Origin of the sequence: Kribbella sp. NPDC056951, assembly GCF_042674205.1 — a bacterium.
GTDB lineage: Bacteria > Actinomycetota > Actinomycetes > Propionibacteriales > Kribbellaceae > Kribbella > Kribbella yunnanensis.
In genome coordinates this window covers 1,074,665-1,088,499 of sequence record NZ_JBHUQZ010000001.1, presented here as the reverse complement: position 1 = coordinate 1,088,499, position 13,835 = coordinate 1,074,665, and the positions used below count along the sequence as shown (strand labels likewise).

The window sequence follows — 13,835 nt, the reverse complement described above, 5'->3', positions numbered from 1 at the left end:
AGCGGGTGGTGTCCAACGGTTTGATGTACTGCGGGTGTGCGAGTTGAGCTGGATCCGGAGCAGGTCGGGTCGCGGGAGATCTATGCGACGTTGAACTCGGTGGTGGTGCCGCGGCCGATTGCGTGGGTGTCGAGCCGGTCGGCGGACGGGGTGCTGAATCTGGCGCCGCATTCGTTCTTCACGGTGTCGTGTGTGCGGCCGCCGATGGTGCAGTTCACGTCGGTGGGTCGGAAGGACAGTTTGAACAATGTCGAGGCGACCGGGGAGTTCGTGGTGAACTTCGCGGCCGAGGGGTTGTTCGAGCAGGTGAACGCGTCGGGGACGAACTTCCCGCCGGATGTGTCGGAGTTCGAGGCGATCGGGGTCACGCCGGAGCCGTCGCGAACTGTCGAAGCCCCACGCGTGGCCGAGTCGCCGGTGGCGATCGAGTGCACGTTGCACACCACGTTGGAGCTCGGGGACTGCACGGTTGTGATCGGCCAGGTGCGGGCGATCGCGGTCGACGAGGCGGTGCTGGCCGATGGCCGGCCGGAGGTTCGGTTGCTGCGGCCGCTGGCTCGGCTCGGCAAGGACGAGTGGTCGACGCTGGGTGAGATCCGGGAGATCAGCCGGATCCGGTACGCCGATTGGCCCGGCCACTTCGACCTATCAAGAAGGCCGGGTTCTGGGTCTCAGAGCTGACGTTTCTCGCGCAAAACAAGGGGTTTTGCGCTTGTTACGACATGGTGCAGACTGAGGCTCGTGACTGACTATGTGGCTGCCCAGGAGCGGTACGACGACCGGATGGTGTATCGGCGGACGGGCCGCAGTGGCCTGCAGCTGCCGGCGATCTCACTGGGGTTGTGGCACAACTTCGGTGACGACAAGCCGTTCGAGACGCAGCGCGACATTCTGCGCCGCGCGTTCGATCTCGGTGTGACGCACTTCGACCTGGCGAACAACTACGGCCCGCCGTACGGCGCGGCCGAGACGAACTTCGGCACGCACTTCCAGCGGGACTTCAAGAAGTACCGTGACGAGCTGATCCTGTCGAGCAAGGCCGGGTACGACATGTGGCCGGGTCCGTACGGTCAGGGTGGCGGCTCGCGGAAGTACGTGCTGGCGAGCCTCGACCAGTCGCTGGAGCGGATGGGCGTCGACTACGTCGACATCTTCTACTCGCACCGGTTCGACCCGGACACCCCGCTCGAGGAGACGATGGGTGCCCTCGACACCGCGGTGCGTTCCGGCAAGGCCCTGTACGCCGGTATCTCGTCGTACAGCGCGGAGAAGACTCGCCAGGCCGCGCAGATCCTGCAGGAGCTCGGTACGCCGCTCCTGATCCACCAGCCGTCGTACTCGATGCTGAACCGCTGGATCGAGGAGGACCTGCTCGACGCGGTCGGTGAGCTCGGGGTCGGCGTGATCGCGTTCTCGCCGCTGGCGCAGGGTGTGCTGACCGACCGCTACCTGGACGGCATCCCGGAGGGTTCGCGGGCGTCCCAGGGCAAGTCGCTGAACCCGGACTCGCTGACCGAGGACACCCTCAAGCACGTCCGTGCGCTGAACGAGATCGCCAAGCAGCGCGGTCAGTCCGTCGCCCAGCTCGCTCTGGCCTGGACGCTGCGCGACGACCGCGTCACCAGCGCCCTGATCGGCGCCTCCAGCGTTGCGCAGCTGGAAGGCAACCTCGAGGCCGTCCGCAACCTCAAGTTCACTGCGGAAGAGCTCGAGGCGATCGACGCCGACGCGGTCGAGGCCGGGATCAACCTGTGGAAGAAGAGCTCCGACCACTGAGCTGAGGCAGCGAGCAAAAGACCACCCCGGGCAACCGTTACCTGACGGAAAGTCCTGGGGTGGTTGCGTTGTGCAGCAGGTGGGCACACGCTGGGGAGAGACCCTGGAGGTGGTTGCTGTGACCGCTTCGACGCTGGAAATGGCGCTGAGCTACGAACACGCGAACATCCGGGAGCTGGCCGAACCGGCCCATCATCCGGCCGCGGCCCACCCGGAACGCAGGCATCGGACCGACTGGTTCTACGCGATCACCGCGCAGCACCTGGCCGCCGCTGAAGACGTACTGCTGCCCCAAGTACGACGCCTGCCCGATGGCGCCGAGCTGGTCGCACGGTACGTCGTGAACGCCAAGGACCTGGAGCGAAACCTGCGGTACCTCAAAGGACGCCAGTACGGCGACAGTCGCGTCCAGCACCTGGATCCGTACGACGTCCTCCGCACGATCGACGGTCTGCTCACCGAGCACGAGCGACTCGAGACCGACTACGGCCACCAGCTGAGTGAGCAGCTCGACGCGGCCGAGGTCAACGAGCTGACCAAGGAGCTGCTCGAGGCCGAGGAGGTCGCCCCGACCCGAGCACACCCGAACTCACCGCACACCGGTCGCGCCGGCCGGCTGGCACACCGGTGGTGGCGGCTGGCCGACACCGCCTGGGACAGCGCCGAAGGGCGCGTCGTACCGGCGAAGTATCACGTGCATCCCAAGCGCAACTCGGCGCTGTCGCACTACCTGTACGGAACCGCGATGCCGGAGACGGACACACCGGCCGCAGAAAAGTGACCGGGCCCGGGTCCCCTCGGATGCCTCCGAAGGGCCGGGCCCGGCCGACCGGCTCTCACTGCGCCTGGTTGTGGGAGCCGATCTGACGTCCTCCCCCGCTGCGCCTGGTGTGCGAGGGAGGACGGTTCAGGGGATTACTTCAAGGCGTCCAGCGCCTTCTGGGCACCCGGGTGCAGCGGCACCGGGTCGGTCTTGGCGGCGTTCTCCTTGGTGATGCCCTTGGCGGCCGCGTTCACCGCGACCAGAGCGTCGAGGTTCTCGTACAGGGTCTTGGTGAGCTGCTCGGCCAGCTCATCCTTCATGTCCTTGCGGACGAGCAGCACGTTCGGTACGACGATCGTCGCGACGTCGGCCGGCTGCTTGTACGTCGCGGCCGGGATCGGCGCCTCGGCGTAGACCGAGCCGTACTTCTCCGTCATTTTGGGCAGCAGATCGACGATCGGCAACAGCTTGACGCCCTTGCCGAGGCTGGTGGTCAGGTCGGTGATGCCACCGGTCGGCAGCCCGCCGGACCAGACCAGGGCGTCGATCGAGCCCGACTTCATCGCATCCACCGACTCCGGCAGCCCGAGCCGCTGGGCGGTGACGTCCTTGGCCGGGTCGAGACCGGCGGCCTCGAGCAGGCGCCGCGCGATCACCTCGGTACCCGAGTTCGGTGAGCCGGTGGAGACGCGCTTGCCCTTCAGGTCGGCGATCGAGTTGATGTTCGCCGAGGTGCGGACCGCTACCTGCGTGTAGTTGTTGTAGAGCCGGGTCAGCGCGACCACGTCCTGCTTGGACTGGAAGCTGTTCTCGCCCTTGACGGCGTCGGCCGCGGTGTCACCGAGCGAGAAGGCGATGTCGTAGTTGCCGCCGGCCAGACCCTGGATGTTCTGCACCGAGGCGCCGGTCTCACTCGCGGTGGCCCGGTAGCCGGTCATCTTCTGCGAGATCACCGAGGCCAGCGCGCCACCGAGCTGGTAGTAGACGCCGGTGGTGTTGCCGGTGGCAATGGTCAGCCGGCCACCGGCCGCCGTACCGTTTCCGGAAGGTTCCCGCTGCCCGCCGCAGGCAACGAGTGAGACGGTGGCGGCGAGCGCCACCACGACAGCGGGGAGGCGACGGATTCTCATGATCTGGCGGATCCTTCCGTGGGTGCGGCCAGGCGTTGCCGCCGGACCACATTGATGACGACGGCAACAAGTAGCAAACAGATTCCGGCGCTGATGGTTACGGGCGCGAGGTAAAGCAGCAACAGCGCGGCCGGTACGCACAACACGCGCTCGATCCAGCTCGTCGCGACCACGATCCAACCGCCTGTCACGACAGCTAAAGCGGCGACCGCGAGCATCGACACCGCGAGCGTCCACACCATGCCGACAAAGGATCCCTGACCGAGCAGGTGGGCGCCGTTGTCGGTGAGCACGAACGCGAACGGGACCAGGAACGCAGGCAGGGTGTACTTCCAGGCCTGCCACATCGTCGGCATCACTTTGCCGCCGGTGATCGCGGACGTCGCGACCGCGGCCAGCGCGGTCGGCGGCGACACCTCGGAAAGCACCGCGTAGTAGAAGATGAACATGTAGGCCTCGGCCTGTGTCACGCCGAGTTGGACCAGCGCCGGCGCGATGATGACGGCCGCGATGATGAACGACGCGGTGACCGGAACCGCAAGCCCCAGCACCAGTACGGCGAATGCTGACAACACGACGGTCAGAATCAGGATCACGGTCTGGTTGTCGGTGAGCCCACGAGCCGCGCCGACGATGATCTCGGCCAGGTTCAGCCCGAGCCCGGTCTGCGTCGTGACCGCGACGATCACGCCCGCCGTCGCACAGGTCGCCGCGACCGGCAGGATCGAACGGGTGCCTTGGGCAAGCGCTTTGAACAGCGGCCGCCCGGTCAGCCGGTGCTCCTTGTCCAGGAACGACAACCCGAACTGGATGATCACCGCGTAGACGACAGCCTTGAACGGCGGTACGTCGACCGCCATGAAGCCGATGATCACGAACAGCGAGAGGAAGTGGTACCCGAACCGGAACAGCAGCTTCCGCGCGGACTGCGTCGACGTCTCGGCCGACGTCGTACCGTGCCGGCGGGCGTCGATCTCGATCGCGAGCAGGATGCCCAGGTAGTACAGGATCGTCGGGATCACGGCGAAGCCGAGCACGGTCAGGTACGAGACCTGCAGGAACTCGGCGATGATGAACGCCGCCGCGCCCAGGGTCGGTGGCGACAGGATCGCGCCGATACCGGAGGCGGCGAGCATTCCACCAGCCGGTTCGGGCGGATACCCGGCCCGGCGCAGGATCGGCCACGACACCGTCCCCAGCGATACGGCGGTCGCCGTACCGGAGCCGGAGACACTGCCGAGCAGGAAGCCGGCCAGGGTGACGGTTCGGCCCGGTGCGGTTCGGCTGCGCTTGAAAGCTGCGAAGGACAGGTCGATGAAGAACTTGCCGGCACCGGAGTAGTCGAGGACCGCGCCGTAGATGGTGAACAGCACGATGTACGACGCCGCGACACTCAACGGTGTCCCGTAGAAGCCGGCCGTCCCCATCGTGAGTTGGCCGATGATCGCGTCGAAGTTGAAGCCCTGGTGCGCCAGCGACCACGTGTAGGGCAGGAAACCGCCGTAGTACGCGTAGGCGAAGAACAGCAGGCTCACCAGCGGCAGCACCCACCCCGTCGTACGACGGCAGGCTTCCAGCAGCAGCACCAGCAGTACGGCGCCGGCCAGTACGTCGAGACCGGTCGGAGCCTGACGCCGTTCCAGGTAGCCGTCGAAGTCGAGCAGGGGGTAGACGCACGCCGCGAGCGCGATCAGCGCCAGCAACCAGTCGGTCAGGCCGGGGTCGTCATGCGAGCGCGGCTTGAACGGATTGAGCACCGCCGGGACCTTCCAGCCCCGGTAACACAGCAGCGTGATCGGCAGAATGGCTGCGAGAAAGATCACCAGGTAAAACTGGGTTCCCTGTGGTAGTGGGAAGAACACCTGGACGAGGACGCCGACACTGACGACCGCGCACCAGACCGAGATCACCAGGTCCAGAGCAGGACGAAGCCGCCGAGCGGGCCGCTCCTGCTCGTACTCGGCTAACTCCTGGTCGGAGGGCGTGCTCACGCCACCCCCCGGTCCGATACCGACAGTCATCTAGCGGTTCCCTCCTGTGTGCGGAAGGCTAATGTTGCCGAACACTGCGTGGAGTCGCGTGATTACGTCTTTACCAAGATCTGACACATCAGGGCGTCACCTGGCCTACGATCACCGCATGAGTGGCGCCGTCAGGATTTTGCTGGTCGAAGACGATCTCGATATCGCCAATGCGCTGATACCCGCGTTGCGGCGTTACGGCCTGATGGTGACCCATGTACGGACGGCGGCGGATGCCCTCGCGGCGGACCCCGGCGACCTGGTCCTGCTGGACCTCGGACTGCCCGACGGAGACGGCATCAACGTCTGCCGGCAGATCCGTTCGGTCTCCGACGTGCCGGTGATCGCGGTCACCGCGCGTGGTGAAGCGGCCGACCGGGTTCGCGGGCTGCGCAGCGGCGCCGACGACTACGTGGTGAAACCCTTCGCGATCTCCGAGCTCCTGGCCCGGATCGATGCTGTACTACGTCGTACCGGCCTGCTGCAGCCCCGCCCCCGGGTAACAGTCGGCGACCTCACCGTGGACATCGAGGCCCGAACCGTCCAGGTCGCTGACAAGCCCATCAGCCTGACCCGCAAGGAGTTCGACGTGCTCGCTGTGCTGGCCGCGCACCACGGCCGGGTCGTCCCCCGCGAACAGGTCGCCCTGTACGCCTGGCAGTCCGTCTTCGAGGCCTCCTCGCGGACCATGGACGTGCATGTCGCCAGCCTGCGGGCCAAGCTCGGCCGTCCGGAGCTCGTGCAGACGATCCGGGGCGTCGGTTACCGACTGGGTTCGGACTGACCGTTGCGCCGTCGACTGCTGCAGTCTCTCGTCCCCATGGTGGTTCTGCTTGCCATCATCGCCACCGTCCCGCTGGCGAACTTCATCGCGACCGGCGCCTCCCGCACCCTGTTCCTGTCCCGCAGCAACGACGCGGACTGGTTCGCCACCATGGCCGAAGCTCCGCTGCAGTCCGGTGACATCGCGAACCTGCGCGAGATGGCAGTCCGGTACGACGAGCTCTACAACACGCCGGTCTTCATCGTCGACGACAACAACAAGGTCGTGGCCACGTCGAAGTCCGGGGTGGACCTGGCGGAGCCGGATATCGCCACTGCCCTCGGAAGCACGCTGGCCGGTCGGCTACCGGCCGAGCCGCCGGCACTCTGGCCGTGGGAGGGCGGCGAGATGGTCGTCGCCCGTCCGGTCGCCAACAACGGCCGCATCCTCGGCGCCGCCGTACTGCGGGTGCCCACTGACGACCCGCGGCTCGAGGTCCGGCGCAGCCTGATCCTGCTGCTGATCGGCCTGCTGATCAGCATCGGCGCAATCATCGCCGGCATCGTCCGGCCGATCAGCCGCTGGGTGATCAACCCGGTCAAGGACCTGGACAACGCGACTCACCAGATCACCCGCGGCGCGCTCGACACCCGAGTCTCCACCGACGGCCGTGCGCCCGAGCTCCGCCGCCTAGGCGACAGCTTCAACTCGATGGCGCTCAGCCTGCACCAGGCCCGGCAGCGCGAGCGGGAGTTCGTCGCAGACGCCTCGCACCAGCTCCGGACGCCGCTGACCTCGGCCCGGATCCACATCGAGGGTCTGTCCCGGCTGTCCCCGACCGCGCGCTTCGCGCTCAGCGACATCGACCGGCTCGGCCGGATCGTCCAGCGGCTGTCCCGGCTGGCCGGTTCGGACCGCCCCGGCGCCGAGGCCGAGGGCAGCAGCGAAGAGCCGCTGGACCTGGCGCAGGCGGTCAAGGAGCGGCTGGTCGGCTGGAAGGCCGTGTACGCCGCCGACGACCTCGAGCTCATCATCGGCGACATGGTCCCCGGCGGGGTCGCGCCCGAACTCGAGGTGGACGACATCCTCGACGTACTGCTCGACAACGCTTCCAAGTACGGCGCTCCGCCGGTCGAGGTCTCGGTCACCCGCGACGGCACCGAGGTCGTGCTGTCGGTCCGCGACCACGGTCTCGGCCTCGGCTCACGCGACCTGAAGAAGGTCGGCGAGCGGTTCTGGCGCAGTGCCCACCACCGCGAGATGCCGGGCACCGGTCTCGGCCTCGCGATCGTCCGCTCCGAAGCGGCCCGGGTCGGCGGCCGCGTGGTCGCCCGCCCGCCGATCGGCGGCGGCCTGGTGATCGAGGTCCGCGTCCCGCTGATCGACGACTACGAGCTCTGAGGTACGGCGTTCGTCGTACCTCAGATGTGGTTGTTGCGGTACCAGCGTTCGGCGGCCGGATGCAGCGGGACCGGCATGGTCGCGATCGCCGATCGCGGGTCCAGGGCGCTGGCCTCCGGGTGGTAGTGCTCCTTGTCGTTCGGGTTGCCGATCAGGTCCTTCTGGCGGCGGAACAGCGTGTTCACGATCCACCAGGCCCAGGAGTCGGACAGGTTCGGCCGGGCGATCAGGTAGTTCGGGATGGTCAGGGTCGGCACCGCGCTGGCCAGCCCGTAGGTCTTCGGCGGGATCGAGGAGACGATGTAGCCGCCGAACTGCTTGAGCGCGATGGTCTGCGCGACCGAGCCGATGTCGACCAGCCGGAAGCCGATCGTCTGCTGCATCGCCGCGATCGGTCCGGTGGGCAGACCGCCGCTCCAGATCATCGCGTCGATCCCCCTGGCAGCGGGGTTCTCGGCCTTGGCGGTCAGCTGCTTGACCGCGTCCTCGAGTGACAGCGCCCGCTTCCTGACCTTGCTCCCGAGGCTCTCCCCGGTCTTCTCGATCTTGGCCGTGTCGAGGATCATCTCGGCGACCAGCTGAGTCCCGGATCCTTCCGGACCGACACTGACGTCCCTGTTCGCCAGGTCCTCGAGAGTCTTGACCGTCGAGGCCATCGGCACCACGACGTGCACGTAGTTGTCGTAGGTGCGGCCGAGTGAGGAGAACTCCAGCGCCCCGGACTTGAAGGCCCCGAGCCCCTCATAGGCGGCGTACGCGGAGTCCGAAGTCGTGAAGCCGACATCAACGCTCCCCTTCGCCACCTGGCGGAGGTTGTCGATCGACCCGGCGCTCTCGACCGCGCTGAGCGTCATCCCCGTCACCTCGCTGACCAGCAGGGCCAGCCCGGTGCCGAACTTGTTGTAGACACCGCCGACGTTCCCGGTCGCGAGTTTGGCCGGAGCCGACGGCGCGGGCTCGTCGGAGCGGCCGCGCGAGCACCCGGGCACCGCAAAGGCCGCCGCGGCGGCCGCGCCGAGGCCGAGCACGCGGCGCCGGCTCATCGAATCCGGGACGATCAGGCGGGGACGATCCATACGGGACAACCTATGTGGCAACCGGGCCGGATCGGTAGCTGCGCGTGCCCGCCGCTACCGAACCGCTACCCGGAGCGTTCGTCGGATAGTTCTCACAAACTACGTCTGGACGGGCCCCCGGTCGGTGTGACAGCGTTGTCATCGCGCGCCCGCGTGGGTTGCGTGACTGAACCCCCGTCACAAGGCCCCGGAGGCTGATTTCGTGCACGACGACCGTCAACTCATCGAGGAGCGGCTCCAGCGCGCCCTGCGGGAGCGGATCCGCCCCGCGATCTACGGCGCGGCGGTCCCGCTGGACATCAAGGTGTGGCACGCGCCTGGTGAGCCGGTGTCCCCCGCCGAGGCACTCGCTGCCACCTACGAGCCCGCCGAGATCGGCCTCCCCTGGGGCGCCCCGTGGGGCACCGCCTGGTTCCACTTCAGCGGCCAGGTCCCGGCCGAGTGGGCCGGCTCCGAGATCGAGGCCGTCATCGACCTCGGCTTCAGCGGCGGCCCCGGCTTCTCCGCCGAGGGCCTCGTGCACACCACCAAGGGCGTCCCACTGAAGGGTCTGCACCCGCGCCAGACCTACGCGCCGCTGTCCATCCTCGGCCCGGACGGTACGGCGGCCTCGCCCGGCGACACCATCGAGTTCTACGTCGAGGCAGCCGCGAACCCCGAAGTACTGGGCTGGAACGCGTTCGCCCCGGTGTCCGCGGACCTCGGCTCCAAGCCGGAGCCCGGCGGCAAGCCGATCTACGAGCTGACCCGCGCCGACCTGGCCGTCTTCAACGCCGAGGTCTGGGACCTGATCCTCGACCTCGAGGCGCTGGACGGCCTACAGCGCGAGCTGGCCCCGCAGGAGCCGCGCAGTCGCGAGATTCTCCGGGCGCTGAGCCGGGCGCTCGACGTACTGGACTATGAGGACGTCGCCGGTACGGCGGCCGACGCGCGCGCCCAGTTGACCGACGTACTGAGCCGGCCGGCGCACGCCTCGGCGCACCAGCTGTCCGCTGTCGGGCACGCCCACATCGACTCCGCATGGCTGTGGCCGCTGCGCGAGACCCGCCGCAAGGTGGCCCGCACGGTCTCCAACGTCGCGACGCTGGCCGAGGAGTACCCGGAGCTCGTCTTCGCGTTCTCCCAGGCCCAGCAGCACGCGTGGGTGAAGGAGAACTACCCCGAGGTTTGGGAGCGGCTGAAGAAGGCCGTTGCCGAGGGCACCATCGTTCCGGTCGGTGGCATGTGGGTCGAGTCCGACACCAACCTGCCCGGCGGCGAGGCGCTGGCCCGGCAGTTCGTGCACGGCAAGCGCTTCTTCCTGGACGAGTACGGGATCGACACCCAGGAGGTCTGGCTGCCGGACTCGTTCGGCTACACCGCGGCCCTGCCGCAGCTGGTGAAGCTGTCGGGCTCGAAGTGGTTCCTGACTCAGAAGATCTCCTGGAACCAGAAGAACAAGTTCCCGCACCACACCTTCTGGTGGGAGGGCCTCGACGGGACCCAGATCTTCACCCACTTCCCGCCGATCGACACCTACAACTCGGACCTGTCCGGCCGCGAACTGGCCAAGGCGCAGCGCAACTTCGCCGAGAACGGCTCGGCGACCCGCTCGCTGGCTCCGTTCGGGTACGGCGACGGCGGTGGCGGCCCCACCCGTGAGTTCATCGCGACCGCCCGTCGGGTGGCCAACCTGGAGTCCTCGCCGCGGGTGACCATCGAGTCCCCGACCGAGTTCTTCACCGCCGCCCAGGACGAGTACGCCGACCAGGCCCCGGTGTGGTCCGGCGAGCTCTACCTCGAGATCCACCGCGCGACGTACACCTCGCAGGCCAAGACCAAGCAGGGCAACCGGCGCAGCGAGCACCTGCTCCGCGAGGCCGAGCTCTGGTCGGCAGCCGCCGTGGTCGCGGGCAAGCTGGACAGCTACCCGTACGACGAGCTGGACCGGATCTGGAAGGCCGTGCTGCTGAACCAGTTCCACGACATCCTGCCCGGCAGCTCGATCGCCTGGGTGCACCGCGAGGCCGAAGCGACGTACGCGCGCCTGGCCGAGGAGCTCGAAGCGATCATCGGCAAGGCACAGCAGGCCCTGGCCGGCACCGGTTCCTCGCCGATCGTGTTCAACGGTGCACCGCACACCCGGAACGGCGTCGCCGGCCTGGGCTCGGCAGTCGCCGCGCCGGCCGGAACCGCGGTCTCGGTGGCGGACGGCGTACTGGACAACGGAGTCATCCGGGTCACCATCGACGAGCGCGGCCTGATCACCTCCCTGTACGACGTCGAGGCCGACCGCGAGGTCATCGCACCAGGTGCCGTCGGCAACCTTCTCCAGCTGCACGTGGACACCCCGAACCAGTGGGACGCCTGGGACGTCGACTCGTTCTACAAGAACAACGTCCGCGACATCACCGAGGTCGACTCGGTCGACTTCAGCGTGGTCGACGGCGTGGCTGTTGTTGTCGTCAAGCGCTCCTTCAACCGTTCGACCGTCACCCAGACGCTGCGGGTGCGCCCGGGCGCCAAGCGGGTCGACATCGAGACCGAGATGGACTGGCACGAGGCCGAGAAGTTCCTCAAGGCCGCCTACCCCGTCGACGTCCACGCCGACCGCTCCGCCTCCGAAACCCAGTTCGGCCACATCTTCCGCCCGACCCACCAGAACACCTCGTGGGACGCGGCCAAGTTCGAGATCGCCGCCCACCGCTGGGTCCACGTAGCCGAACCCGGCTACGGCGTAGCAGTCGTCAACGACTCGACGTACGGCCACGACATCAACCGCACCGCCCGCCCGGATGGCGGCACCACAACCACCATCCGCACGTCGCTGATCCGCGCCCCCCGGTTCCCCGACCCCGAGACCGACCAGGGTCTCCACACCGTCAACCACGCCCTGGTAGTAGGCGCCGCCATCGGCGACGCCATCACCGAGGGCTACAACATCAACCTGCCCGAACGCACCATCACCGGCGCCGAAGGCACCACCCCCCTGGTCGCCATCGACAACCCGAACCTCGTCGTAGAAGCCCTAAAACTCGCCGACGACCAGTCCGGCGACGTCATAGTCCGCCTCTACGAATCCACCGGCGGCCGCTCCCGCGGAGTCATCACCCCGTCCTTCGAGGCAACGTCGGTCACCGAGGTAGACCTCCTCGAACGCCACCTCGCGGACCGGGCCCTGGACGGCGGAGCGGTCGCTCTCGACCTGCGTCCGTTCCAGATCCTGACGCTGCGCTTCAAGCGTTCCTAACCCCGGAGCGGCACCACCCACCCCCACCCTGGTGCCGCCCACTCCCCGCGCCCGGTGCCACTCAGGCACCGGGCGCGGCGCTTGTCTCCCCCCTCGCCCCAACTCCCACCTCGCCACCGCTCGGGCCCCACCCTTTGCGCGGCGTGCCGCACTGGGGATTGGGTGGATGGTGGTGCGCGCCGTGTGTGATTCGGGGGAGGTTGTTGCCCCTCGCTCCGGGGCACGCGCGCTCCTGCGTCGCGTGCTCCGCCCGTTCGCCCCACCCACCCTCTCGCGCGGCTGCCGCCGCTTCCTTGCGAGAACGTTCCGCCGACCGTTCATTCGCAACCGCCGCCGCTAAGCCCGCTCCTCCGTCGCGTGCACGCGGCTTGCTGTACTGGGATTGGGTGGGTGGTGCGCGCAGTGTGTGATTCGAGGGCTTGTTGAGGTGGCTGTTTCGTGGCGGGTGCTGCGTTGGTCGGAAACTTTTGGGCGCCATATGCCCATTTCTTACCGACTAGCGCGTCGTCGCTCGGAGCGAGTGGATCATCGCCTGCGTTGATCGCACGGGCGGATTACCAGCACTCATCAATCGCGTGCCGGGGCGACTGCCCACGCCCCAGCCCACCCCGCCAACCGCAATTGGTGTGGGATGGACTCCACCCCAGGACGCCTCCGCGCTTTCCACACTCACATGCGAACCGCACAGCCGCCGGAACTGCTCTCGAGATGAAGCGGCGGTAGCCGCGTGGGAAGGGTGGGTGGGGCACCGGCGGGCCGAGCGGTAGCGAGGCGGGAGCCGGGGCGAGGGGGCTAACTCGCGGCGGCCGCCACCAGCTCCCCGAAAGCGGCCATTCCTCGGCGGCTCGGGTGGAGGGGTGCGGCGTCGGAGGTGGGGATGAGGCCTTCTAGCCAGCGTTGGGTGATGGGGGCGCAGGCGTCGTGGCCGATGGAGGGGGTGCGGAGGTCTACGTAGGTTGCGCCGTGCTGGGCCGATTGGGTGGCGAGCATGTGGTTGAGGCGGTCGACGGTGGCTTGGAGGTAGTTGGCGTCGACGGGCCAGACGGGGATTTGGGGGTAGCAGCCGTTGGGGCGGATGTAGGTGCCGTAGCCGGTGACGAGGATGCGGGCGTTGGGGGCCAACGTGCGGATTCGGTCGAGGGCTTGGCCGAAGGCGGGGGCTGTGGCGGTGATGCGGGCGGCTAGCTGGTCTTTGCCGCCGGCGGTGTAGCGCTCTTTGCAGGAGGTGCCGGCTGGGGCGGGGAGCAGGTTGATGCAGCTCAGTGCTGCGGCCACTAGGCCGGTGTCGTTGCCGCCGATGGCGACCGTTACCAGGTCGGTCGCCGCGCTCAGGGAGTTGTACTGCGGGGGCACGAACCCGAACTGTTTCTCGCTGAAGTCCGGGATGACGGCTCCCGAACAGGTCACGTCCGTCAGGTCGGCGCCGAGCTTGGCGGCGGCAACGTGCGGGTAGTTGACCGCGGACCGCAGGCACGGCAGGTCGATCTGCGGCAGAATCAGCGGCCCAGCGGCGGAGGAGTCGCCGAGGGCGACGTACTCGAAGGGGTCGGCCGCACGCGCCGCCGTGGGGCTGACCAGGCCGGCCAGCATCACGCCTACTGCCAGCAGTACCCGTCGTTTCATGGTCATCACCCTTTGCGGTCGGTCGAGCACTACTTCTGGGTAGTAATGTTCGA

The 13,835-nt window shown here is 68.0% G+C and carries 10 protein-coding genes; 6 read left to right on the top strand and 4 right to left on the bottom strand.

Annotated elements, in window-relative coordinates:
• Positions 1–36 precede the first annotated feature (36 nt).
• From ACFTSF_RS05115 to ACFTSF_RS05105, 3 genes are all read left to right on the top strand, one after another.
• Positions 37–681: a flavin reductase family protein gene (locus ACFTSF_RS05115; protein ID WP_380152578.1), complete on the top strand. Its 645-nt coding sequence runs from the start codon at positions 37–39 to the stop codon at positions 679–681.
• 60 nt (positions 682–741) lie between these two features.
• Entirely contained in the window at positions 742–1,776 is a 1,035-nt protein-coding gene (mgrA, locus tag ACFTSF_RS05110; protein ID WP_344159367.1) for an L-glyceraldehyde 3-phosphate reductase, read from the top strand.
• Positions 1,777–1,894: 118 nt separating this feature from the next.
• The gene (locus tag ACFTSF_RS05105; RefSeq protein ID WP_380152576.1) at positions 1,895–2,557 is read left to right on the top strand and encodes a hypothetical protein; all 663 of its coding nucleotides are present in this window, start codon (positions 1,895–1,897) and stop codon (positions 2,555–2,557) included.
• A 134-nt stretch (positions 2,558–2,691) separates the two neighbouring features.
• Here ACFTSF_RS05105 and ACFTSF_RS05100 read toward each other — a convergent pair whose 3' ends face one another.
• The gene (locus ACFTSF_RS05100) at positions 2,692–3,669 is read right to left on the bottom strand and encodes a TAXI family TRAP transporter solute-binding subunit (protein ID WP_380152575.1); all 978 of its coding nucleotides are present in this window, start codon (positions 3,667–3,669) and stop codon (positions 2,692–2,694) included.
• Positions 3,666–5,660, bottom strand: coding sequence for a TRAP transporter permease (locus ACFTSF_RS05095; RefSeq protein WP_380152574.1), 1,995 nt, complete (start codon positions 5,658–5,660; stop codon positions 3,666–3,668). Before ACFTSF_RS05095 ends, ACFTSF_RS05100 begins: the two co-directional genes overlap by 4 nt.
• A 148-nt stretch (positions 5,661–5,808) precedes the next feature.
• On the opposite strand from ACFTSF_RS05095, the gene ACFTSF_RS05090 reads away from it, so the two are divergent.
• Both ACFTSF_RS05090 and ACFTSF_RS05085 read left to right on the top strand, forming a co-directional pair.
• On the top strand, positions 5,809–6,474 hold the full coding sequence (locus tag ACFTSF_RS05090; protein ID WP_132414253.1) for a response regulator transcription factor: 666 nt from the start codon (positions 5,809–5,811) through the stop codon (positions 6,472–6,474).
• 36 nt (positions 6,475–6,510) lie between these two features.
• On the top strand, positions 6,511–7,854 hold the full coding sequence (locus ACFTSF_RS05085; RefSeq protein WP_380152573.1) for a sensor histidine kinase: 1,344 nt from the start codon (positions 6,511–6,513) through the stop codon (positions 7,852–7,854).
• Between the two features lie 20 nt (positions 7,855–7,874).
• Here the strand turns inward: ACFTSF_RS05085 and ACFTSF_RS05080 are convergent, their stop codons facing one another.
• Positions 7,875–8,930 (bottom strand): TAXI family TRAP transporter solute-binding subunit, encoded by a 1,056-nt coding sequence (locus tag ACFTSF_RS05080; protein WP_380152572.1) that lies wholly within the window; start codon positions 8,928–8,930, stop codon positions 7,875–7,877.
• Positions 8,931–9,132: 202 nt separating this feature from the next.
• Here ACFTSF_RS05080 and ACFTSF_RS05075 point away from each other — a divergent pair, with 202 nt between their 5' ends.
• Positions 9,133–12,159, top strand: a complete 3,027-nt coding sequence (locus ACFTSF_RS05075; RefSeq protein WP_380152571.1) for an alpha-mannosidase — start codon at positions 9,133–9,135, stop codon at positions 12,157–12,159.
• 792 nt (positions 12,160–12,951) lie between these two features.
• Here ACFTSF_RS05075 and ACFTSF_RS05070 read toward each other — a convergent pair.
• Positions 12,952–13,782, bottom strand: coding sequence for an SGNH/GDSL hydrolase family protein (locus tag ACFTSF_RS05070; RefSeq protein WP_380152570.1), 831 nt, complete (start codon positions 13,780–13,782; stop codon positions 12,952–12,954).
• Positions 13,783–13,835 lie beyond the last annotated feature (53 nt).